A 21,037-nucleotide genomic window follows, 5' to 3' on the forward strand; every position below is an offset into this window, starting at 1 on the left:
CGTGCCGCCCGCATGTTTATTGGGCCGCTTTGTCCACAGCCATCAGCTCTTGCAGGAAGCCATGCAGATCGTCATGCAATTCTTCGCGCGCCAGCCCAAAGGCCACGGTCGCTTGCAGGAACCCCGCCTTGGAGCCGCAATCGAACCGTTGGCCGCGGAACCGCAGACCGGATACCTTGCGGCCTTCGGTGATTTCCTGGGCAATGGCGTCGGTCAATTGGATTTCGCCGCCTGCGCCCTGCTTCATCTTGTTCAGATTGCGCAGCACATCCGGGGTGATGATATAGCGCCCGATGACCGCGAGGTTGGAGGGTGCATCTTCGACTTTGGGCTTTTCGACCATGCCCTTGACCGAGACCAATTTGCCGTGATCCTCGGACACATCGAGCACGCCATAAGAGGACGTTTTTTCAGGGGCAACTTCCATCGCCGCCACCATGCAGCCGCCGGTTTCCTCATAGGCTTCGACCATCTGGTGCAGACAGGATTTTTCTGAGGCAATCACGTCGTCCGGCAACATGACCGCAAAGGGTTCGTTGCCAATCAAACGCCGCGCACACCATACCGCGTGCCCCAATCCCAAGGCCTTGTGCTGGCGGATATAGGCAATGGCGCCACTTTCCATATTGGTGCTTTTGAGGGTCTCAAGCAGGTCATCTTTGCCCTTCTTGCGCAGTTCGTTTTCCAACTGCGGTGCATGGTCGAAATAATCTTCCAATGCGCCTTTGCCGCGCGAGGTTACAAAGATGAATTCCTTGATCCCGGCTTCGCGGGCTTCGTCGATGGCGTATTGAATCAACGGGCGGTCGACCAGCGTCATGATTTCTTTTGGGACTGATTTCGTCGCCGGAAGAAACCGCGTGCCCAGACCTGCGACCGGAAAAATTGCTTTCGTAACCTTGTTACGCATAAATACCCTCGTTTTCCAATGCCCTATGACGGGCGTATTACATCAAACCGATCAATTATCAAACTGGCCAAGACCAACTTGTTGGGCGATGATCCGACTATGGTCTACTTAATCCTCTGACCGCGCGCACGCGATTTGTCTCGTTTTGGCACTTTCCCGCAAAGCGACGGATTTGAAACAGTTTCCCCTGACGTTTCATCTGGCCAAACTGACCGCCGCTGTGCTCCCAGAACCCACTTTCAGTAAAAAGCACGCGACCAAACAAGGCGCTAAAAGAAAAGATCATAACCGTTGCAATATGGCCAGCCGCGACATCATGCGCGGCCTTCTGCCTAATTTTTGTGCGAATGCGCCAGCGTCCATAGTGAATCCGCGATTGTGGTACGGCACTGCGTTTTATCGGTAAAAACGCGGCGCTGGATCGGGGCAGGGCCGGCAGGGCGCTGGGCGCGCGGGTGCGTCCCTCTGCCATGCCTTGTGCCAATCGCTGCAAAAGGTGGCGGACATCGCGCGGCTCCAGCCGACCCGCCACCAAGTGGCGCAGCAATCGGCGACGTTGCTCATCGGTGAATGCCGCCGCCTGTGCCGGACGCTCATTGACGGGGCAGTGACGAAGCAAAAAGGCCGCGTGGCTAGCCCCGATTTCAAACAGATCCCGTGGCACCCGGTCATCGCGCCGCCGGGCACTTGCGGCAAATCCGTGGTGCACCTCGGCCAGGGGGACAATCGCTGCGGCATGGCCACCACGCGCCAGCCGCAGGTTCACATCTGTTTCATCAAGGAAAAACCGGAACGCAGGGTCAAAGCCGCCAATGCCGGCAATCACCTCGCGGCGAAACGCCATGTTGGTGCCCTCGGTCTTGATGGCGCGACCGGGTTTGGGGTGCAGGACCACCGGTCGATCATCGGGCAGCGTCAGCGGGTGGCGCGCGCCCGCCGCATCGACCCAGGCAGCCCGCCATTGCCAGGACACACCATTGCGCCCACGTACATAGCCGCCTGCGGCCGCCACTTCTGTATCATCAAATGCGGACACAAGATGGGTGAGCCAGGTCGGTTCCGGCACCGCATCATCATCAATAAAGGCAACAACCTCGCCCGCGGCCAATCCGATGCCGATATTGCGCGCCGCCGAGATGTTTTCTTCGTCAAATTGTACTGATTTGATCGCGGAACTTTGCGGCGTGCCATGGATGGCCCGCAGACCGCCGCCATCGGCAACCACCACAATTTCGAATTCAGGATAAAGGAGTTGGCGCACGGCCAGCAAACATCGTTTCAACGCCCGCGGGCGTCCGTGTGATACGATGATGACGCTGACCGTGGCCAAGGTTGTCAGGCGTCCTTCAGGTCCACGCCCGGTGCGTAGGCGATAAAGAACGGGTTGGCGAAACCTTCTTTGCCATAGGCCAATGGGGTGTGGTCATCAAAGCGTACAACATGGCCACCGGCCCCGTTCAGCACCGCATGACCCGCAGCGGTATCCCATTCCATCGTGCGCCCGACACGCGGGTAAATGTCCGCCTCGCCCGTCGCAACCAGACAGAATTTCAGCGACGATCCGGCGCTTTTCATGTCTTCGACATTGTATTTGCCAATGTAATCGTCGGTGGCCTGATCGCGGTGCGATTTTGATGCCACCACCAAAAGTGCCTGATTGTCGGGCTGGCGCACCTTGATCGGGGTTAGGGCGCCGGGGGTGTCCTTGTCAAAGGGGCCGGTTTCCTCGACCGAATTGCCCATGCCATTGGTGTAAAACAACCGGTTTTTGGCCGGCGCATAAACCACGCCGCGCGTCGGAACGCCGCTTTCGACATAGGCGATATTGACGGTGAAATCGCCACGGCGATTGATGAATTCCTTGGTGCCATCCAGCGGGTCGACAATCAGGAATGTCTCGGCGCGGGCCTCGTGGCTGTCGGATTGCTCCTCTGTGACCAAAGTCACATCGGGAAATGCGGCGCGCAATCCAGCGGAAATCAGCGCATCAGCGGCCTCATCAGCGGCAGTGACCGGGCTGTCGTCGGATTTCGATTTTACTTCGAAATCGTCTGAATTGTAGATCTCCATGATCACATCCCCGGCCTCCAACGCGAGTTTTCGGATCACGCGGGTCAGCTCATCATAATTCACAGCTCTACTCCTTTGGTAAAATGCCGTCGGGATTTGTTGTCAGAACGTTTGTATAACGTTATGCTTGCATAGCAACGGAACAGCAAGAATTCCGTGTCATAAGAATACATCAGGCGGAGCAGGCCCATGTTCGTTCAACGAAGTCCAAAAACCGCGTTTCAATCGCTCTTGGCGACGATTGAGCTGGTCTATCACGGCGCGGTGCGAAATGTGCGCAAAACGCACGGCAACGCATTGATGTCGATTTTCATGAATGTGCTGCAAACGATCATCATGGTTGTGGTGTTTTACGTGATGTTCACGGTTCTGGGGCTGCGTGGTCTGAAATTGCGCGGCGATTTCATGATTTACATCATGTCCGGCATTTTCCTGTACATGACCCACATCAAAACCATGAGCGCGGTTGTCGGGGCCGAAGGGCCAGCATCGCCGATGATGCAGCACGCGCCGATGAACACGATAATCTCTATCCTGTCGGGAATGTTGTCCGCGCTTTATATTCAGATCCTGTCGGTGCTGATCGTGTTGTTTGTCTATGATGTCGGCTTCAAGGATGTGGAGATTCACGATCCTGTCGGCTGTATGGCCATGCTGCTTCTGTCGTGGTTCACCGGGGCGGCGGTTGGCATGGTGTTTTTGGCCCTGAAACCCTGGTTCCCGACCGCGATCAGCATTGCATCGACCATCTATCAGCGGGCCAACATGATTGCCTCGGGCAAGATGTTTGTGGCCAATACCCTGCCCAGCTACCTGTTGGTGATGTTTGACTGGAACCCATTGTTCCACACGATTGATCAGGCGCGCGGATTTGCCTTTGTGAATTATTTCCCGCGCAATTCGAACACCGATTACCCCCTTTGGTTGGGGATCGCGTTGATCACGCTTGGTCTGATGGGCGAATTCTATACCCGGCGGCATGTGTCGGCGTCCTGGTCGGCCCGAAGCTGAGCCTGCTGATCCTGGTCCGGCTGCCCTTGGCGCCGGAGGATTGTCGCCAATCACGAAACCATCAGTTTCCGCAATTGCGCAATCTGCTATGATGATGTGAAATCTGAAATCAGAGAGTTAGGTTTATGTTGTTGAAATTACTTGTATCTCTCGGAATTACAGCGGCGGTTGCCCTGCCGGTTTTTGCGCTGGAAAGCTCGCCCCGGCCCGGGATGCGCCCGGGCCAAGCGGTGGATACCGCCGTGCAAATCGCCATGTTGACCGGCCCCAGCCTGCGGCCGCAATTGCGCCCGTCAGATCTGGCCGGGGCGGCCCGCGCCGCTGATCCCGTGGTCAAGGTCAACAATCCCGGTTTCCAGTCCTGGGTAAAGTCATTTCGTCCGCGTGCCTTGGCGGCGGGGGTGTCGGGGGCGACCTATGACCGGGCGTTTCGCGGCGTGACCTACAACAGCCATGTGATCGAACGCGATCGGCGGCAGACGGAATTCACCAAGACGGTTTGGGAATACCTTGATATTGCCGCGTCCGACAAACGCATTCGCGATGGCAAACGGGCGTATCGCCGAAATTCCCGCACGCTGGACCGGATCGAGGCCCATTATGGTGTCGACAAGCATGTGGTCGCGGCAATTTGGGGGCTGGAAAGTGCCTATGGGGCAACCCGTGGCGACATCCCGGTGATCGAGGCTTTGGCGACACTGGCATATGATGGCCGACGCGGTCGGTTTTTCGAGAAACAATTGATCGAAGCGCTGCGAATCCTACAGCGCGGTGACACCACGCCCGCCAATATGACCGGCAGCTGGGCCGGTGCGATGGGCCACACCCAGTTCATCCCGACCTCTTTTGCAGCATATGCGGTGGATTTCACCGGCGATGGCAAACGTGACATCTGGTCAAATGATCCGACCGATGCGCTGGCATCGACGGCGGCCTATCTTGCGCGATTTGGCTGGGTTCGCGGGATGCCCTGGGGTGTCGAGGTGAAGCTGCCGCGCGGGTTCGATTACGGTCAGGTGAAATCGAAAACCCGCCGCATGCCCAGCGATTGGGCGCGCGCCGGCGTGGTGGGCATGGACGGTCGTCCGGTGCGGGACTATGGCTCGGCCTATCTGATGTTGCAGGCCGGATCGCGCGGTGCGGCGTTTTTGATTTTCAAGAATTTTGACGTGATCAAGCGGTACAACAACTCTGATCTTTACGCGATGGGGGTGGGGCATTTGTCGGATCGCATCACCGGCGGACCGGCCATTCAGGGCGGTTGGCCGATTGGCGATCGGGCGCTGAACCGGGCCGAACGGATGGAATTGCAACGCCGTCTGACCCAAAAGGGGTTTGATACCAAAGGTGTGGATGGCCAGGTTGGCCCGGCCACAATTGCGGCGCTGCGGGCCTATCAGAACAGCATCGGCGAGGTGCCAGACGGCAATGCGTCCTTCTACATCCTCAAAAAGCTGCGGTAGGGTCCGCTTGCTATAACAGGCCCTCGGCCCGAAAGCTGAGCTCACGACTTTTGCCGATGATGATATGGTCGTGCAACGTGAGGCCGAGCGCACCGGCAGCAACTTCGATCTGGGCTGTCATGTCGATGTCTTCCTGGCTGGGGGTTGGATCGCCTGAGGGGTGATTGTGCACCAGGATCAAGGCCGATGCATTGATCTCGAGCGCGCGTTTCACCACCTCACGCGGGTAGACGGGGACATGATCGACGGTGCCCCGGCCCTGGGCTTCATCCGCGATCAGGATGTTCTTGCGGTCCAGGAACAGCACGCGAAACTGTTCGGTTTCGCGGTGGGCCATGGCGGTATGGCAATAGGCAATCAATTGGTCCCAGCTGGACACGATATGGCGTTCCAGCACGCGGGATTGCGCCAGACGTTGGGCGGCGGCCTCAACCAGTTTCAATTCACAGATCACGGCATTTCCGACGCCCTTGACCTGGGACAGCCGGGGGATCGGGGCAGAGATCACCCGATTGAAATCGCCGAACCGTTCCAGCAGCATCCGGGCCAGCGGTTTGACATCCTGACGGGGAATGGCGCGGAACAGGACAAGTTCCAGCATTTCGTAATCCGGCAGCGCATCCGCCCCGCCCGCCAGAAACCGGTCACGCAGCCGTTTGCGATGGTCGCGGATATACGACGGCAGCCGCGTGCCGCCGTTGGCCGACGCCGGAACGGCGGTGGCTTCGTCGCTGTCAAACAGCGGTAAGGGTGATTCTGAAAAGGCGGTTGTCCGGGCCATGCCATCAGCATGGCCCAGCTTGGTAAAGCATTGGTTAATTTCCACAGGCCGAAGCCCCGCGCATCCGCCCTTGCAGGCGCCTTTGCGGCAAGAGATTAACCCTTCATGCTATCCCAAAATCCTTTGACGGATGAGAAAAAGCTTTTGCTTTCCGGGTTGTTATCCTCGCTCAGAGCCTCGAACTCACGCAGGAGCTCCTTTTGGCGAGAGGTCAGATTGACCGGGGTTTCAACCGCAAGTTCGATGAACATGTCGCCCATCCCGGGACCCCGCAGCGGCGGCATCCCCTTGGACCGAAGGCGCATTTGCCGTCCCGATTGCGACCCCGCCGGAATTTTCACCCGACTGCGTCCGCCATCAATGGTTGGCACTTCGATGTCGCCACCAAGCGCGGCAGCCGACATTGACACCGGCACCCGGCAATGCAGATCCGCGCCGTCGCGTTCAAAGATCTTGTGGGCGCTGACCTCGATAAAGATATAGAGATCGCCCGGAGGTCCACCGCGCATCCCGGCCTCGCCCTCACCTGCAAGACGAATGCGGGTGCCGGTTTCGACGCCTTTGGGAATGTTGACGCTGAGCGCACGTTCCTTTTCGACGCGACCCGCGCCGTGGCAGCTTTGGCAGGGGTTCTTGATGATCTGGCCAAGACCGGAGCAGGTCGGGCAGGTGCGTTCAACGGTAAAGAAGCCCTGCTGCGCGCGGACCTTGCCCATGCCGGAACACGTCGGACAGGTTGCCGGTTCCGCGCCCCCTTCGGCGCCGGACCCATTACAGGATCCACATTGCACCGATGTCGGTACGTTGATGGTTTTTTGCAGACCGGAATAGGTTTCTTCCAGCGTTACCCGCAGGTTATAGCGTAGATCGGCCCCGCGTGCCGCACGCTGGCCACCGCCCTGGCGCCCGCCCATGAAATCGCCGAACAGATCGTCGAACACATCCGAGAAGGCGCTGGCGAAATCGCCCTGCTGGCCTGGATGTCCGCCGGGGCGTCCGCCCCCCATTCCGCCCTCAAATGCGGCGTGGCCGTAGCGATCATAAGCCGCCTTTTTGTCGGCGTCTTTCAACACTTCGTAGGCTTCGTTTGCTTCTTTGAACTTGCCTTCGGCTTCGGGGTTGTCGGCGTTGCGGTCGGGGTGCAGTTCCATCGCTTTTTTGCGATAGGCCTTCTTCAACTCGTCAGCGGAGGCGGTCCGGGCGACGCCCAGAACCTCGTAATAATCACGTTTGGACATGCCTCTGTCCTCCTTTCAGGAACATGTGGGGGCGGCCCGGCATCCGGACCGGCCCCCGCAGTGGTTCCGTCGCGCTGTCATCACGGATGATCAGGCGCGTTTGTCGCCATCAAGATCCTCGAAATCGGCATCGACGATGCTGTCATCATCGGGGCCGTCATCGGCGGCGGTCGGCTCTTCACCGGCCTCTTCCTGGCTGTTCTTGTAAATGGCTTCGCCCAGTTTCATGGACGCCTCCATCACGTTCTGAATGCCGGATTTGATCTTGTCGGCATTGTCGGTTTCCATTTCGTCGCGCAGGGCCGCCAGCGCCAGTTCGATGGCTTCGACCGTGGTCGGATCGACTTTGTCGCTGTGCTCTTCCAGCGATTTTTCTGTCGAATGCACAAGGCTTTCGGCTTGGTTCTTGGCTTCCACCAATTCCTTGCGCGCCTTGTCCGATTCGGCGTTCTCTTCGGCTTCGTGCACCATCTTTTCGATGTCTTCGTCCGAAAGACCACCCGAGGCCTGGATCGTGATCTTCTGTTCCTTGCCGGTGCCCTTGTCCTTGGCCTGAACCGACACGATGCCGTTGGCGTCGATGTCAAAGGTCACTTCGATCTGGGGCATGCCACGCGGCGAGGGCGGGATGTTTTCAAGGTTGAACTGGCCCAACATCTTGTTGTCGGCGGCCATTTCGCGTTCACCCTGGAACACCCGGATCGTCACGGCGTTCTGGTTGTCCTCGGCGGTCGAGAAGATTTGCGATTTCTTGGTCGGGATCGTGGTGTTGCGGTCGATCAGGCGGGTGAAGACACCGCCGAGGGTTTCGATCCCCAGCGACAGCGGCGTCACGTCAAGCAGAACAACGTCTTTGACGTCACCCTGCAGAACACCGGCCTGGATCGCGGCGCCCATGGCAACCACTTCGTCGGGGTTCACACCTTTGTGCGGCTCTTTGCCAAAGAACTTGGTCACTTCTTCGATCACGCGCGGCATGCGGGTCATACCACCCACCAGAACAACCTCGTCGATGTCGGACGTGGTCAAACCGGCGTCTTTCAACGCGGCCTGGCAGGGTTTGATCGAGGCTTTGATCAGGTCGCTGACCAGCGATTCCAGCTTGGCACGGGTGAGTTTCATCACCATGTGCAGCGGCTGGCCACCGTTCGGGTCCATCGAGATGAACGGTTGGTTGATTTCGGTCTGGCTGGACGAGGACAGTTCGATCTTGGCTTTCTCGGCGGCTTCTTTCAGCCGTTGCAGCGCCATCTTGTCCTTGGTCAGGTCAACGCCGTGCTCTTTCTTGAACTGATCCGCGAGGTAGTTCACGATCCGCATGTCGAAATCTTCACCACCGAGGAAGGTGTCGCCGTTGGTGGATTTGACTTCGAACAACCCGTCGTCGATTTCAAGGATGGTCACGTCGAAGGTACCGCCGCCAAGGTCATAGACCGCGATGGTGTGGGTGTCTTCTTTGTCGAGACCATAGGCTAGGGCCGCCGCTGTCGGTTCGTTGATGATCCGCAGCACTTCGAGACCGGCGATCTTGCCGGCGTCTTTGGTGGCCTGACGCTGGGCGTCGTTGAAATAGGCCGGAACGGTGATGACCGCCTGGGTCACGTCCTCGCCAAGATAGCTCTCGGCGGTTTCTTTCATCTTGCCCAGGATAAAGGCAGAGATTTGGCTGGGGCTGTATTTTTCGCTTTTCGCTTCAACCCAAGCATCGCCATTGCCGCCGTCGATGACGTTGAATGGCATGTTCTTTTTGTCTTTTGCCAGATCCGCGTCGTCATTCCGGCGACCGATCAGACGCTTTACCCCGAAAACGGTGTTTTCCGGGTTGGTGACGGCCTGACGCTTTGCAGGCTGACCGACAAGACGTTCGTTGTCGGTGAAAGCGACGATCGACGGGGTCGTCCGTGCGCCTTCGGCGTTTTCGATAACACGTGGCTGGCTGCCGTCCATGATGGCGACGCAGCTGTTGGTGGTTCCGAGGTCAATACCAATTACTTTGGCCATTTTGCGATCCCTTTTATTCTTCAAGGCGATGACACGAGGCAGGACCCATTACAGCATCCCGTCCCGAATGATTTGGCGGAGAGCCCTGCGGCCCGTTCCGCGCTTCGGCGTGTATATAAGGACCGGTTTTGGGTGCTGCAAGCGCTCTGGGCGACGCTATTGTGCAAATGCGGTCGGTTTTGTTGAGGAAATGTGAAGGGAAAGCGCATGACGGTCCTGAATTTGCGCGGAGTCGAGCTTTGGAAGGGGCATGTGACACCGGGCCAACAGGTTGAAATGCTGGAATTGCTGCGCGATGTGGCGCGTGAGGCCCCGTTTTTTCATCCCGAAACGCCCGGTGGGCGGCGGATGTCGGTGCGGATGACCGCCGCCGGGGATTTTGGCTGGGTGACGGACCGGTCGGGGTATCGCTATCAGCCATTTCACCCGAATGGCCTGCCCTGGCCTGTGATCCCCGAAGCGATTTTGGCCATTTGGCGAGAGGTTGCGCCCGAGGCGCGGATGCCGGAGTGCTGTTTGATCAATTTCTACGGCGAAGGCGCCCGCATGGGGCTGCATCAGGACCGCGACGAGGCGGATTTCGACCAGCCGGTGGTGTCGCTGTCGCTGGGGGACGCCGGGTTGTTTCGCATTGGCAATGTCGAAAAGGGTGGCAAGACCGAATCAATCTGGCTTGAGTCCGGTGATGTGGTTGTGATGCGCGGCAAGGCGCGGTTGGTGCATCATGGGGTGGATCGGATAAAATTCGGCTTATCCCGATTGATGAAAGAGGGCGGGCGGATCAACCTGACCTTGCGGGTGGTGACCTGAGTGCCCTGTGATCGGGTGGCTTTGTATCAGGCGCGGCAGAGGAGGCCAGAGGGGTTTAGAGGGGGCCAGCCCCCTCGGCGTTCCGCCTCACCCCCGGGATATTTGAGAACAGAAGAAGCCCCGGGGTCTTATTGGCGTTCGCCGCCTTTGTACCGTTCTGTTCCGGCTTTCAGCAATGCCATGTAGTCGCGTAGCATGGGCACGCGGCGCGGGCGAAAGCTGATGTCCAGCACTTCGAGATCGGTCATGCGGTCCAGTCGGAACGCGCGAAAATCCTGTCGCAACTGGCAAAAGGCCAGCAAGCAATGGCTCATCTGAAAATAGGAAATGGTCAGCGGATCGGCCTCGCGCGTTGTGGCGTTGCCGTCTTTGTCACGATAGGCAAACCGAATGCGCATTTCGTCCCAAGTCGCGCGGCGCAGCACGGCCGCATCGACACCAGGTTTGGGAATTTCGTGGAAATGATGCACATGCAGGACCGCATGGCGCAGGCGATGCGCCTGTTTGTCGGGCAGGCGGGCGCGCAGCTTGGTCAGGGCCTGACCCGCCGCTTTCGCCAGAGTGGGATCGCCGATTTCCTGAACTTCGCGCAGGCCCAGGACCAGCGCCTCCAGCTCGTCATTTTCGAACCCCATGGGCGGCAGCGCGTGATCTTCGATCATGGTATAGCCATAGCCCGCCGCGCCGTCGATCACCGCCCCCATTTCACGCAAAGTATTGATGTCGCGGTATATTGTGCGCGGGTCGACCGACATTTCGTCGGCCAGCGCCGCCGCGGTGACCGGGGCCTGGCAGGCTGCGCAGGGCCTGCATCAATTGAAAGAGGCGTTGGGTGCGGGTCATCTTGGCATTGGGTTTCCTAGGGGCGTCTTGGGGCAGGGTACTGGCAAGGATAGGGGGCTGACAACGGCATGTGCTGACAAAAACTGACAAGAGGGGTTGGTAGTCAGGGGGCACCACAACACAGGAATTTACCAATGATCACTCTTCTGACTTTTCCGCCCAGCTTCGGTTGCCCGTCACATAGCCCCTATTGTGTCAAAGCGATGAGCCTTTTGACCATGGCGGGCGAGGTATGGACGCCGGAATACTTTGAACGGCCCGCCGAAATGCCATACGGAAAACTGCCGGTGATCCGGGTCGATGGCGCGTTGCTGCCGGATTGGGGCGTATTCAGGCCTTTCTCGAAACGCGCGGCGCCGATTTCCACCCCGGTTTGACCGCGTTGCAGAAAGCCACGGCGCGAGCGTTTCAGCGATTGGCCGAGGAAAACCTGTCATTGGGATTGGTGCACGAACGCTGGATGAATGACGATTGCTGGGTCCGGGTGCGCGACATTTTCTTTGCCTCGATCCCGGAGGTGCAGCGGGTGCCCGTGACCGATGACATTCGGAAGCAGGTGCGCACGGGCATGCTTGCACATGGGTTTTCCCGAATGAACGACGCCGATCGGTTGGCGCTGATGCAGGAAGATCTTGCCGCGATTGAGGCGCTGCTGTGGGACGGTCCGTTTTTGTTCGGGGACCGGCCCACGGCCGCAGATGCGTCGGTGGTGCCGTTTCTTGACATGTTGTCGACCCTTCCGGGGGCATCGCCGCTGGCGGACCTCGTCAAGGGCAATGCGCGGTTGATGGCCTATGTCGCGGCGGGGCGTGCCGCGATGTATCCCGAAATGCAGGCGCTTCAGGCCGCCGGTTAACGGCCAGATCCGTCAGCGGCCTCATGAGCCGCGCTTGCAGGTCGATTGGGTATTGCGGCGATCAGCGAAGCACAAATCTTGGCGCTTTGCCCAGGGGCACCAAACCCAACCAGATCTGACCCTCTTTCAGGCGCAGCGTGGCATCCAGTGTCGCGCTGCTGCCGGAAAGAGACGACATCAGTGTCAATGTTGTCTCGATCCCGTCCAGCAACACTGCGGGCACCTGATCCGAGGCACGGGCAATCGCCAGCATATCGCGCCAGTTGCGGGCCTGGAGGTTGATCTCGCCATTGCCGCGACCCGCGTCATCAATGTCAATCCTGCCCGTCATCCGAAGCGCCATCGGCCCCCATTCCAGCGCCGCATTTTCAAGGTCAATCAGCACCGGCTGTGGTCGGATGTGCGGCGCGTTTAACGCCCAAGGCGCGTCAAAACCAACCGTCGCCTGCATCTGTGCGGCCGAGAATGTATCCGGCAACGTCCCGCCGGTGGCGCGCAAGAGACCGGCGGGCAGGGCCAGACCCTCTGCTGTGATCGCCAGATCATAGGTTGCATTGTCGGTCCGGTTTGCCGCCATGCGCAATTGCGCCAGGGCGGTGGTGGCACCGTCGGGATCGGTGATATTCAGCACATCCGCCACAAGGTTTGCCCGTTGCAGGAAATGGGCATCTTCTTCGGTCACCAGGCTGGCGCGCAGGCTTTCGCTGGTGACATCGAATTCGCCTTCTGACGTCAGAATCACCTGGCGATTAGGCCATATCGCGATGGCATGATGCCGGTTGTAGCTGAGCAGGAAGAGTTGAAAGAACGGCGCGCGCCACCCCAGACCACTGTCAGGGTCGGTGATCGACAGCCCCTCCCATGTGGTGTCGTGCCGGTTGGGAAAGCCACGGATGGCCATATCGGTGTATTCGGCCTGCCACCCCTCGGCGCGGCGCTCGGCGAACCAGGACTGATAGGTGGTCATCAGGGTTTGTTTTCCCCAAAGCCAATGACCGGCCCACCCGACAGCGGCCAGGATGATCAAAATGGCAAGTCGTTTCATCATGGGCGGTCTCCGTCGCGGCGGGGCTGGGCTTTTGCCTCTTGCCGTGATGCATTACATCCCGACAGTCGAAAGGAAAAGCATCATGGCACTTTGGGTCTTTGGCTATGGCTCTCTTTTGTGGAACCCCGGCTTTCCGGTCGCGGAAACCCGGCTGGCCTCGCTTGAGGGGTATCGCCGCAGTTTCTGCATGCATTCAATCCACCATCGTGGCACCGAAGAAGATCCGGGGCTTGTTCTGGCGCTGGACGAGGCGACAGATGCGGTCTGTGACGGGGTGGCGCTGCGGGCCGAGCCGGGGACAGAGGATGCGACGCTGGCCTATCTGCGCGACCGCGAGCTGGTGTCGTCGGCCTATGTCGAGCGGCATGTGATGCTGGGTATGGATGATGGCCGCCGGGTCGAGGCGCTGGCCTATGTGATCAACACGGATCATTGGCAATATTGCCGGGATATGCCGTTGGAACAGCAGGCCCAGATCATCGCCCATGCCGTTGGCGGGCGTGGTCCGAACACCGAATATCTGTGGAATACCGCCGCACATTTGGTCGAATTGGGCATTGAGGATGCAGATTTGCAATGGTTGGCGGCCCGGGTCCATGACATTTGCCGATAACACCTTGGCTTGCTAGGGAAACCTGCCTAGACTCTTGGCGCAACTAACAGTGTCAGGAACCGTCCCTCATGGTGGACAAGCCGGACCGCGAGGCCGAGCCGAAATTTTCTCAACCTGTGCGCCAGGTGATCTTTATGGTCACGGTGCTGGGGCTTGTCGGGGCCGGATTGTTTCTGGCGCTGCCCAGGGTTTTGCCGGTCTTCCTCTCTAATCCCTATCTGAACGGGTTCATCGTTCTGGTGTTTGTGATCGGGGTCTTTGCCACCTTCTGGCAGGTGGTGACGTTGATCGGATCGGTGCGCTGGATCGAAAGTTTCGCAGCCGAACGCGATGCCGGCCACGTCGCGCCGCGCATTCTGGCGCCTTTGGCGACCTTGATGCGGACGCGGGGCAAGCGGATGCAGATTTCGGCCACCTCGTCGCGGTCGATCCTCGACTCGGTTGGGCAACGGATTGACGAAGCGCGCGAAATCACCCGCTATATCGTGTCGCTGCTGATTTTCCTTGGGCTGTTGGGTACGTTTTATGGCCTTGCCACCACGATCCCGGCATTGGTCGATACCATCCGGTCGCTGACACCGGCACCGGGCGAAACCGGTGGGCAGATCTTTGAACGCCTGCAACAAGGTCTGCAAAGCCAGCTGGGCGGAATGGGCACGGCCTTTGCCTCGTCCTTGCTGGGGCTTGCCGGTTCGCTTGTGGTCGGGTTGCTGGAACTTTTTGCCGGTCATGGCCAGAACCGGTTTTACCGCGAGCTTGAGGAATGGATGTCCTCGATCACCCGGCTGGGCTATGCCGGTTCGGGTGAGGGCGAGGGCGGCAGCGATCAACAGCTGCTGGTCGCGGTGGTCGATCACATGTCCGAGCAGATGGAATCGCTGCAACAGATGTTCGCCCAGTCCGACGAAAGCCGCGCGGTGGTGGATGACAAACTGTCGATCCTGGCGGACAGTCTGGAACGGATGACCGAACGGTTGGAGGCACAATCCGCCCCGACCACGGCGCTGACCCGTCTGGCCGAAGGACAGGAACGGTTGATTGAAGCGCTGGAAAGTCGCACGGTGAACCCCGAAGGCGGGATTGATGCCGAAAGCCGGATGCGCCTGCGGTCGATTGATGTCCAGATGCTGCGTATCCTCGAAGAGATGTCTGCCGGCCGTCAGGAAAGCATGGCGGAACTGCGTACCGATCTGTCGGCTCTGACCCGTGCGTTGAACACCGCCGTGCGCCAGGTCAGCGCCAATACAAACGCCGCAAATCGGCCCAATCGAAACATCAGACGGCCGAAATTGGAATCCCCTGAACAGGAGGGTTAAACGATGGCATTGTCACGTCGCACAGGGCAAAGATTGCAAAGCTCGATCTGGCCCGGTTTTGTCGATGCGATGACCGGTCTGCTCTTGGTATTGATGTTTGTATTGACCATTTTCATGGTGGTGCAATTTTCGCTGCGGGAAACCATCACCGGTCAGGAAAGCCAGCTGGATGAATTGTCCGGTGAAATCGCCGCCCTGGCCGAGGCGCTGGGGCTGGAACGCGACAAGACCGCCGCCCTGCAAGATGAGGTTGGCAGTCTGACCGCCACGCTGGGGGATGCCGAAACCCGTGCGGCGGAACAGGCGTCGATCATTGCCACCTTGCAACGCGATGTTGAAACGCGCGAAGCGGCATTGTCCGCCGCTGGCATTCAGATTGCGGCCTTGCAACAGGATGTGGCCGCACGGGACGCGGCGCTGGGCGCGGCCGAGGAACAGATCACCGGGTTCGAGGCCCAGATCGCCGGTCTTTTGGCCGATCAGGCCGCCGCCGCCGACCGTATTGGTGAATTGCAGGATCGTGAACAGATCCTGTTGAGCGAACAAGAGGCCATGCAACTGGCCTTGGCACAGGCACGCGACGAGATTGATGCCGAGGCCGAGGCCGCGCGTCTTGCCGCCGCCCAGGCCGAAGCCTTGGAAGCCATGATTGCCCAGATGCAAAGCGATCAGGCAGACACGACTGCGGTGCTTGGTGCACAGATCCAGGAGTTGGAAAATCGCCTGAGCGAGGAAGAGGCGAAACGGCTGGCCGAAATCGCCGCCGCCGAGGCGCTGCGCGAGCGGTTGAAAACCGCAGATGCTGAATTGACCGCAATGACCCTCGCTTTGGAAGAGCGCCGCCGCGAGGCCGAGGAAACCCTGTCGCTGTTGGCGGCGGCAAAATCGGTCGAAGAAGATCTGGATGCGCGGCTGGCCAATGCGTTGATCGCGCAGACCGCCGCCGAAGCGCAATTGGTCGAGATGGATGCCCGGCTGGCCGAAACGTCTGAGGAATCCACGACCCTGAAAGCGCAGCTTGCGGCGGCCCTTCTGGCCCGGCAACAGGCCGAGGCACGCAATGTCGCGCTGACCGAAGATTTGCAAAATGCGCTTTCCAACGACCGCGAAACCGGGTCACGGCTTTCGGGATTGGAGGCGCAATTGGCCGCCGCCCTGTTGGACAGCCAGTCCCAGACCGCCCGGATCGGTGAACTGGAACTCGCCCTGACCAGCCTGCGCGAAAATTTCGATGTGGAACGCGGGGCGCTGGAGGAACAATTGGCCCAGGCGCTGGCCGCGAAATTGACCGCCGAACGCAGTGCGCGGGAAGCGGAACAAACCGCCACGGCGGCGCTGGATCGACAGTCAACTCTGGAAGATGAACTGGCTCGCGCCCTGTCTGCGCAATCCGATATGGCGGGGATAGAAGAAGATCTGGCGGCGGCGCTTGCGGCGCGGGTAGCGGCAGAACAGGCCCGCGATCAAACCGCGAATGCCTTGGAAACCTCGCAGGCCGACCTGAACGCCGCACGCGCCGAAACGCGCACGCTGGAAGACAAGCTGGCCGAGGCGCTGGCCGCCCAATTGGCCGCCGAAGAAAACGCCAAGGCGCTGGGCGGCGCATTGGAACAGGCAGAGACGCGTAGCGTATCCCTTGAACAGCAGCTGGCCAATCTGCGGGCCACATTGGACGAAACCCAGACCGGCGAAATCAGCCTGCGGGATCAATTGTCTGCTGCTCTGGCCGCCACCGTCAAGGCAGAGCTGGAGGCCACGGATGTGCGCGCCCAATTGGCCGAGGCGCTGGCGCTGAAACTGGCGGCCGAGCAGGCGGCAAAGGCCGCTGAAACCGCCGCGAGCCAAAGCCGATCCGAAGCGGAAAATCGCGCGGCGCTTTTGGCGGCTGCGCGCAGCGAATTGGCCGAACAGACCCAGGTGTCGACCGCCGCACAGCGTCGGGCCGAGGTGCTCAACCAACAGGTTGGCGCGTTGCGGGCGCAATTGGGCGAATTGCAGGCGCTCTTGGACGACTACAAAGCCCGCGATGTGGCGCAGAACATTCAAATCGAAAGCCTTGGGTCTGATTTGAATGCGGCGCTGGCGCAAAAGGCGCTGGAAGAAAAACGCCGCGCCGAGGCCGAGGCACGCAATGCCGCGCTGCTGGAAGAAGAAAACAGGAACCTTGAGAAATACCGGTCGGAATTCTTTGGCCGTTTGCGGGATCTGTTGGGCAATCAGGACGGCGTGCGCATCGAAGGGGACCGCTTTGTCTTTGCCTCTTCCGTGTTGTTCGGGTCGGGTGATGCCACGTTGTCGGCGGATGGCCAGCGCGAGATTGCCAAGGTCGCCCGCATCCTGAAATCGGTGTCGGATGATATTCCGAGCGAAATTGACTGGGTCATTCGCGTCGATGGCCATACCGACAATGTGCCAATCGTCGGCTCTGAACAATTTGCCGACAATTGGGAATTGTCCCAGGCGCGGGCGCTGTCGGTTGTGCGGTATATGATCAATTTCCTGGGGCTGGAACCAGAGCGGCTGGCGGCAAACGGATTTGGGCAATACACGCCTGTCGATCCTGCCAACACCGCCGAGGCCCGTGCGCGCAACCGTCGTATCGAATTGAAATTGACCGAGAAATAGGCAGGCCGACATGACCGACGACACCCCGGCAAACTGGGAGGCACCCTCTCTCTTTGCCACCCATATCGGCATGAAACTGGTAGAGTGGGGGCCGGAATTCGCCCGCATCGAAGTGCCCCTAGCCGAGTTTACCCAGAACCGCCATGGCGCGCCGCATGGCGGCATTCACGCCGCGCTGTTGGACACATGTATGGGGTATTCGGGGTGCTTCACCGGGGTGCGGGATGACCGACAGATGTGCCTTACGCTCAACCTGTCGGTCAATTATCTGTCCCGGCCTCTGGGCGGGGTCCTGATCGGTGAAGGGCGCAAAACCGGCGGCGGGAAACGCACCTTTTTTGCCGAGGGCCGGGTCGAAGATGACACCGGCCTGTTGATCGCAACCGCCACCGGCGTGTTTCGTTACCGGGGTTAACCGGCTTTGAACACGCGGAAGGCGGCGGATGCACCCCAGCCTGCGGCAATGGCAATGGCCAGCGACAAAAGCCCGTAAATCAACGGTCTTTCGCGGGAGAGGTTGAACAGGAACCGCTCCAGGCCGACCTTGCGCACATCAATGATCGTTTCAAAATCAGAGATGATTGTTTGGTCGCGCAGCAAGAACACCCGCGTGCGATAGTCGCCTTCGGTCAGGTTGGCCGGCATGTCGACCGATGTGCGGAACAAGGTCTGTTCCGAAACCTCGATGCTGCCTTCGTTGACCTGATACAGCCCGGCATTTTCGCGAATGCGGATCGTGGCATCGACGAAATTCTGTTCCGACCCCAGCCCCTGCACCATTTGCGGCGCGGTGATCTGGAACTCTTCGTCGACGGCTTCGGGCAGGATATCCTTCAAAGGGCGCGAAGAAGAGACGGAATAGAAGCTGGGTGCAGAATGCAGATCGGCGGATTCGGTGTTGATCCAGATGCCATAACGGCGCTCTTTTTTGCGCACCACCAATGGGGCCGATGGCCAGCCACGGCGATAATCACATCCAGCTCGCTGTCGGGCACCGCGCCATCGCGTTTGACCGCGCCAAAGATCAGGATTTCCGATCCGTCGAAATTGGCGGTGATCCGCACGCGGTTCTGGGACAGGCCAAGGACAACGGCCTCTTGCAGGTCATTTGCCGCAACAGCGGGTTCATCCTGTGCCAGGTCCTGAGCTTGTGCCGTAACCGGCAAAAGCATCAGCGCCAACAGTGCTAGAAAGCCACGCATCAATGCCCCCCTCCGGTGCCAATCGAATAGAGTTCGGATGGTTGCACCAGCAGGTCAAAGGCAAGCTTGCCGCAGACCAAAATTACCAGCATTGCCAATAGGATACGCAATTGTTCCGCCTTGAGCTTGACGCCGATCCGGGTGCCGATTTGCGCCCCGATCACACCCCCCACCAGCAGAAGCACCGCCAGCGCCATATCCACGGTGTAGTTGGTTGTGGCGTGCAGCAGGGTGGTAAACGCGGTGACAAAAATGATCTGGAACAACGAGGTTCCGACCACAACCTTGGTCGGCATGTGCAGGATGTAGATCATCGCAGGCACCATGATAAAGCCGCCGCCGACCCCCATGATGGCCGCCAGAATACCCACCAAAACGCCGACAATCAGGGGCGGAATGACAGAGATATAGAGACCGGAGGTGCGGAACCGCATCTTGAACGGCATGGCCGAAATCCAGCCACGGTGTTTGCGTTTTGTCGGGGTGACGCCGCCCGCCGCACGCGACCGACGAATGGCGCGCAGGCTTTCGACAAACATCAGCGCGCCGATAATGCCAAGGAAAACAACGTAACAGAGTTTGACCAGCAGATCGACCTGACCCAGCGAGCGCAAGTAGTTGAAAACCAACACCCCAAGCGCCGCGCCGACCAAACCGCCGACAAGCAGCACCCCGCCCATTTTTAAATCAACGGTTTTGCGTTTCAGATGCGCCAGCAGGCCGGAAAACGACGAGGCGACAATCTGATTGGCTTCGGTTGCTACGGCAACGGCGGGGGGAATGCCGATGAAGAACAACAGTGGCGTCATGAGAAACCCGCCACCGACACCGAACATGCCTGACAGGATCCCAACCATACCCCCCAGCCCAAGGAGCAGGAAAGCATTTACCGAAACTTCGGCTATTGGCAGGTATATTTGCATGGCTGTCTCTAGCCGCATCTCGCAGCGATTTGCAAGTGCAGCAAAGTCACGAAGTGGCAAAAATCGTGGATTATTTTTCGACGCGGAAAAATTATGGCGCGGCCCGCAAATTCTTGTGGGCCAACGCTGTGATGAGTTTGGGTTTAGGTTGCTACTTCAATTGCTTACGTGGTTTCGGTGTCAGGTCGGTATTGGGTGCAGACGCGTGAAAGCGGCGTCGAGAGTACCGGCATGCCGTGTTTCTGCACGCGCAATGTTCCAGATTTGCAATGTTATGTGATCGCCCCGCATGGGGGCGACCAACCGGTGTTGGCGGTCACCGCTCCTTGGCATAGGGTTCGCCGCCGGCCCGCGGGGGAATCGCTTTGCCGACAAAGCCGGCCAGGATCACCACCGTCAGGATATAGGGCAGGGCGTCCATCACCTGAACCGGGACAACGAAGATCCCGAGGTCAATGTTCTGATAGCGCAGCGCCACCGCCTGCAAGAGACCAAACAGAAGGCAGGCATAAAGCGCATACCATGGCCGCCACTTGGCAAAAATCAGCGCCGCCAAAGCGATAAAGCCCCGCCCGGCGGTCATTTCCCGTACAAATCCAGCCTGAAGCGCGGTGGCAAGGTAAGCCCCGGCAATGCCGCATAGAACGCCACAGATCATGACCGCCGCAAAACGCAGGGCGACAACCGACACCCCGGCCGTGTCCACTGCCGCCGGATTTTCGCCGACCGCCCGCAACCGCAGGCCAAAGCGGGTGCGAAACAGCACCCACCACGACAGCGGCACGAACAACAGGGCGATATAGACTAGGATCGAATGGCCAGAGATCAATTCGGAATAGATCTGTTGGAGCGGCCCGGCCTCCGCCACCAGTTGTGACAGGGGAACGCCCGCCGCCTCGGCATCTTGGGGACCGATGGCAAAAGGAAGGTCAATGCCTTCGAAACGTGCCCCGCCGACAAGCGACGGCGTGCGCCCGCCCTGGCTGAACAAATCCTGCGCGATAAGAACCGTCAAACCGGACGCCAGAAAGTTGATTGCCACGCCAGAGATCAACTGATTCCCGCGAAAGGTGATCGAGGCAAGGCCATGGATCAGCGACAAAATCAGCGATGCTGCAATTCCGGCCATCAGGCCCAACCAGACCGACCCGGTGATAGAGGCCAGGGCGGCGGCGAAAAAGGCCGCTGCCAGCATCTTGCCCTCCAGTCCGATGTCAAAAACACCGGCGCGTTCGGAAAACAAACCGGCAAGACAGGCCAACAGCAGCGGCGTCGCCAGTCGAAGTGTCGAATCAAGCACCTGAAGAAGGGTCAAAAGGTCCATGGC

19 protein-coding genes and 1 pseudogene are annotated in these 21,037 nt (G+C 59.4%); 9 read left to right on the plus strand and 11 right to left on the minus strand.

Annotated features, from left to right (window positions below; all coding sequences use genetic code 11):
• Positions 1-16: 16 nt before the first annotated feature.
• The 3 genes from galU to cysQ all read right to left on the minus strand — a co-directional run bounded on the left by galU (position 17) and on the right by cysQ (position 3,043).
• The gene (galU, locus tag AC0L4F_RS01885; RefSeq protein ID WP_244684660.1) at positions 17-910 is read right to left on the minus strand and encodes a UTP--glucose-1-phosphate uridylyltransferase GalU; all 894 of its coding nucleotides are present in this window, start codon (positions 908-910) and stop codon (positions 17-19) included.
• A 97-nt stretch (positions 911-1,007) separates the two neighbouring features.
• Positions 1,008-2,240, minus strand: coding sequence for a glycosyltransferase family 2 protein (locus AC0L4F_RS01890; RefSeq protein ID WP_244684662.1), 1,233 nt, complete (start codon positions 2,238-2,240; stop codon positions 1,008-1,010).
• Between the two features lie 5 nt (positions 2,241-2,245).
• A complete protein-coding gene (gene cysQ, locus AC0L4F_RS01895; RefSeq protein WP_244684665.1) occupies positions 2,246-3,043 on the minus strand; it encodes a 3'(2'),5'-bisphosphate nucleotidase CysQ in 798 nt (265 codons plus the stop codon).
• 126 nt (positions 3,044-3,169) lie between these two features.
• Here cysQ and AC0L4F_RS01900 point away from each other — a divergent pair, with 126 nt between their 5' ends.
• Entirely contained in the window at positions 3,170-3,991 is an 822-nt protein-coding gene (locus AC0L4F_RS01900) for an ABC transporter permease (protein ID WP_244684667.1), read from the plus strand.
• A gap of 125 nt (positions 3,992-4,116) precedes the next feature.
• Positions 4,117-5,454, plus strand: coding sequence for a lytic murein transglycosylase (locus AC0L4F_RS01905; protein WP_244684669.1), 1,338 nt, complete (start codon positions 4,117-4,119; stop codon positions 5,452-5,454).
• 10 nt (positions 5,455-5,464) lie between these two features.
• Here AC0L4F_RS01905 and radC read toward each other — a convergent pair whose 3' ends face one another.
• The 3 genes from radC to dnaK form a co-directional block, all read right to left on the minus strand.
• Positions 5,465-6,235, minus strand: a complete 771-nt coding sequence (radC, locus tag AC0L4F_RS01910; protein WP_244686309.1) for a RadC family protein — start codon at positions 6,233-6,235, stop codon at positions 5,465-5,467.
• 95 nt (positions 6,236-6,330) lie between these two features.
• A complete protein-coding gene (gene dnaJ / locus AC0L4F_RS01915; RefSeq protein ID WP_244684671.1) occupies positions 6,331-7,473 on the minus strand; it encodes a molecular chaperone DnaJ in 1,143 nt (380 codons plus the stop codon).
• 90 nt (positions 7,474-7,563) lie between these two features.
• Entirely contained in the window at positions 7,564-9,474 is a 1,911-nt protein-coding gene (dnaK, locus tag AC0L4F_RS01920; protein WP_244684673.1) for a molecular chaperone DnaK, read from the minus strand.
• A gap of 207 nt (positions 9,475-9,681) precedes the next feature.
• Here dnaK and AC0L4F_RS01925 point away from each other — a divergent pair, with 207 nt between their 5' ends.
• Entirely contained in the window at positions 9,682-10,284 is a 603-nt protein-coding gene (locus AC0L4F_RS01925; protein ID WP_244684675.1) for an alpha-ketoglutarate-dependent dioxygenase AlkB family protein, read from the plus strand.
• A gap of 128 nt (positions 10,285-10,412) precedes the next feature.
• Here AC0L4F_RS01925 and AC0L4F_RS01930 read toward each other — a convergent pair whose 3' ends face one another.
• On the minus strand, positions 10,413-11,039 hold the full coding sequence (locus AC0L4F_RS01930; RefSeq protein ID WP_348524049.1) for a helix-turn-helix transcriptional regulator: 627 nt from the start codon (positions 11,037-11,039) through the stop codon (positions 10,413-10,415).
• Between the two features lie 222 nt (positions 11,040-11,261).
• Here AC0L4F_RS01930 and AC0L4F_RS01935 point away from each other — a divergent pair, with 222 nt between their 5' ends.
• Together AC0L4F_RS01935 and AC0L4F_RS01940 are read left to right on the plus strand one after the other, a co-directional pair.
• A complete protein-coding gene (locus AC0L4F_RS01935; protein ID WP_244684677.1) occupies positions 11,262-11,504 on the plus strand; it encodes a thioredoxin domain-containing protein in 243 nt (80 codons plus the stop codon).
• Complete coding sequence (locus AC0L4F_RS01940; RefSeq protein WP_244684679.1) at positions 11,447-11,983, plus strand: glutathione S-transferase family protein; 537 nt, start codon at positions 11,447-11,449, stop codon at positions 11,981-11,983. The genes AC0L4F_RS01935 and AC0L4F_RS01940 overlap by 58 nt, the downstream gene beginning before the upstream one ends.
• A 61-nt stretch (positions 11,984-12,044) precedes the next feature.
• On the opposite strand, the gene AC0L4F_RS01945 is transcribed toward AC0L4F_RS01940, so the two are convergent.
• Entirely contained in the window at positions 12,045-13,031 is a 987-nt protein-coding gene (locus AC0L4F_RS01945) for a DUF2125 domain-containing protein (RefSeq protein ID WP_244684682.1), read from the minus strand.
• Positions 13,032-13,113: 82 nt separating this feature from the next.
• Here AC0L4F_RS01945 and AC0L4F_RS01950 point away from each other — a divergent pair, with 82 nt between their 5' ends.
• From AC0L4F_RS01950 to AC0L4F_RS01965, 4 genes are all read left to right on the plus strand, one after another.
• Positions 13,114-13,644: a gamma-glutamylcyclotransferase gene (locus AC0L4F_RS01950; protein WP_244684684.1), complete on the plus strand. Its 531-nt coding sequence runs from the start codon at positions 13,114-13,116 to the stop codon at positions 13,642-13,644.
• A 71-nt stretch (positions 13,645-13,715) separates the two neighbouring features.
• Complete coding sequence (locus AC0L4F_RS01955) at positions 13,716-14,960, plus strand: biopolymer transporter ExbB (RefSeq protein ID WP_244686311.1); 1,245 nt, start codon at positions 13,716-13,718, stop codon at positions 14,958-14,960.
• Positions 14,961-14,963: 3 nt separating this feature from the next.
• Positions 14,964-17,585, plus strand: a complete 2,622-nt coding sequence (locus tag AC0L4F_RS01960; protein WP_244684686.1) for a peptidoglycan -binding protein — start codon at positions 14,964-14,966, stop codon at positions 17,583-17,585.
• 10 nt (positions 17,586-17,595) lie between these two features.
• Positions 17,596-18,000 (plus strand): PaaI family thioesterase, encoded by a 405-nt coding sequence (locus AC0L4F_RS01965; protein ID WP_244684688.1) that lies wholly within the window; start codon positions 17,596-17,598, stop codon positions 17,998-18,000.
• On the opposite strand, the pseudogene AC0L4F_RS01970 reads toward AC0L4F_RS01965, so the two are convergent.
• The 3 genes and pseudogenes from AC0L4F_RS01970 to AC0L4F_RS01980 all read right to left on the minus strand — a co-directional run bounded on the left by AC0L4F_RS01970 (position 17,997) and on the right by AC0L4F_RS01980 (position 21,034).
• Positions 17,997-18,787, minus strand: a pseudogene (locus AC0L4F_RS01970) (TIGR02186 family protein). The gene AC0L4F_RS01965 and the pseudogene AC0L4F_RS01970 overlap by 4 nt on opposite strands.
• A complete protein-coding gene (locus AC0L4F_RS01975) occupies positions 18,787-19,710 on the minus strand; it encodes a sulfite exporter TauE/SafE family protein (protein ID WP_244684690.1) in 924 nt (307 codons plus the stop codon). The pseudogene AC0L4F_RS01970 and the gene AC0L4F_RS01975 overlap by 1 nt, the downstream one beginning before the upstream one ends.
• 316 nt (positions 19,711-20,026) lie before the next feature.
• The gene (locus AC0L4F_RS01980; protein ID WP_244684693.1) at positions 20,027-21,034 is read right to left on the minus strand and encodes an ABC transporter permease; all 1,008 of its coding nucleotides are present in this window, start codon (positions 21,032-21,034) and stop codon (positions 20,027-20,029) included.
• Between the last annotated feature and the right edge of the window lie 3 nt (positions 21,035-21,037).

The sequence above is a fragment of the Marinovum sp. J2-8 genome (genome assembly GCF_055808435.1).

What these genes read in the sequence shown, in the direction of transcription:
- galU (WP_244684660.1), bottom strand. Translation starts at nt 910, where the DNA reads ATGCGTAACAAGGTTACGAAAGCAATTTTTCCGGTCGCAGGTCTGGGC.
- AC0L4F_RS01900 (WP_244684667.1), top strand. Translation starts at nt 3,170, where the DNA reads ATGTTCGTTCAACGAAGTCCAAAAACCGCGTTTCAATCGCTCTTGGCG.
- AC0L4F_RS01905 (WP_244684669.1), top strand. Translation starts at nt 4,117, where the DNA reads ATGTTGTTGAAATTACTTGTATCTCTCGGAATTACAGCGGCGGTTGCC.
- radC (WP_244686309.1), bottom strand. Translation starts at nt 6,235, where the DNA reads ATGGCCCGGACAACCGCCTTTTCAGAATCACCCTTACCGCTGTTTGAC.
- dnaJ (WP_244684671.1), bottom strand. Translation starts at nt 7,473, where the DNA reads ATGTCCAAACGTGATTATTACGAGGTTCTGGGCGTCGCCCGGACCGCC.
- dnaK (WP_244684673.1), bottom strand. Translation starts at nt 9,474, where the DNA reads ATGGCCAAAGTAATTGGTATTGACCTCGGAACCACCAACAGCTGCGTC.
- AC0L4F_RS01925 (WP_244684675.1), top strand. Translation starts at nt 9,682, where the DNA reads ATGACGGTCCTGAATTTGCGCGGAGTCGAGCTTTGGAAGGGGCATGTG.
- AC0L4F_RS01930 (WP_348524049.1), bottom strand. Translation starts at nt 11,039, where the DNA reads ATGTCGGTCGACCCGCGCACAATATACCGCGACATCAATACTTTGCGT.
- AC0L4F_RS01935 (WP_244684677.1), top strand. Translation starts at nt 11,262, where the DNA reads ATGATCACTCTTCTGACTTTTCCGCCCAGCTTCGGTTGCCCGTCACAT.
- AC0L4F_RS01945 (WP_244684682.1), bottom strand. Translation starts at nt 13,031, where the DNA reads ATGATGAAACGACTTGCCATTTTGATCATCCTGGCCGCTGTCGGGTGG.
- AC0L4F_RS01950 (WP_244684684.1), top strand. Translation starts at nt 13,114, where the DNA reads ATGGCACTTTGGGTCTTTGGCTATGGCTCTCTTTTGTGGAACCCCGGC.
- AC0L4F_RS01960 (WP_244684686.1), top strand. Translation starts at nt 14,964, where the DNA reads ATGGCATTGTCACGTCGCACAGGGCAAAGATTGCAAAGCTCGATCTGG.
- AC0L4F_RS01965 (WP_244684688.1), top strand. Translation starts at nt 17,596, where the DNA reads ATGACCGACGACACCCCGGCAAACTGGGAGGCACCCTCTCTCTTTGCC.
- AC0L4F_RS01975 (WP_244684690.1), bottom strand. Translation starts at nt 19,710, where the DNA reads ATGCAAATATACCTGCCAATAGCCGAAGTTTCGGTAAATGCTTTCCTG.
- AC0L4F_RS01980 (WP_244684693.1), bottom strand. Translation starts at nt 21,034, where the DNA reads ATGGACCTTTTGACCCTTCTTCAGGTGCTTGATTCGACACTTCGACTG.